Annotated in this window: 1 protein-coding gene; it reads right to left on the reverse strand. The window is 76.5% G+C overall.

Annotated elements, in window-relative coordinates:
* Window positions 1-121 precede the first annotated feature (121 nt).
* Window positions 122-316 (reverse strand): CsbD family protein, encoded by a 195-nt coding sequence (locus ACIBH4_RS04355; protein WP_362505991.1) that lies wholly within the window; start codon window positions 314-316, stop codon window positions 122-124.
* Window positions 317-599 lie beyond the last annotated feature (283 nt).

Here is a 599-nt window from a genome sequence, read left to right on the forward strand (position 1 = left end):
ACCCCCCCCCCCCTCGGCCGGGGGGGGGGGGGGGGGGGGGGGGGGGCCCCCCCCCCCCCCCCCCCCCCGGGGGGGGGGGGCCCCCCCCCCCCCCCCCCCCCACCGCCATATGAGTCGCGAGTCAGCTCTTGAAGGCGTCCTTGACCTTCTTCGCACTGTCCTTGACCTTCTCCCCTGCCTGCTTGAGGTTGCTCTCGGTCTGGTCGGCCTTGCCTTCGGCCTCAAGCCGCTCGTTACCGGTGGCGCGTCCCGCGCCTTCCTTGACCTTGCCCCCGAGCTCTTCGGTCTTGTTGGCGATCTTGTCGTCGTGACCCATGGTGTTATCCCTCCCGTTGTGAAGTTTTGTCCACTTCGACAGGTCCCCTCTCCTCCAGAGGAGGGGGTAAACATGCCTGCTCCGGGCGCGGTCGTCGCCTGGCCGATCCGGCGTCGCCCCCCTGGGGGCGCTCGTGAGGGGTGGAGCGCGATCACGCCCCGGTCCCGGGGCGCCCATCCGGCCGGGGGGGGGGGGGGGCGGGGGGCGGGCCGCCGACCACCCGCCGCCGCCCCGCCGCGCGCCCCGCGCCGCCGCCCCCCCGCCCCCGCCCCGCGCCGCGCCC

The organism is Streptosporangium sp. NPDC050284, assembly GCF_044459525.1.
Taxonomy (GTDB): domain Bacteria; phylum Actinomycetota; class Actinomycetes; order Streptosporangiales; family Streptosporangiaceae; genus Streptosporangium.

Coding starts and splice junctions, on each gene's coding strand:
- ACIBH4_RS04355 (WP_362505991.1), bottom strand. CDS start 316: ATGGGTCACGACGACAAGATCGCCAACAAGACCGAAGAGCTCGGGGGC.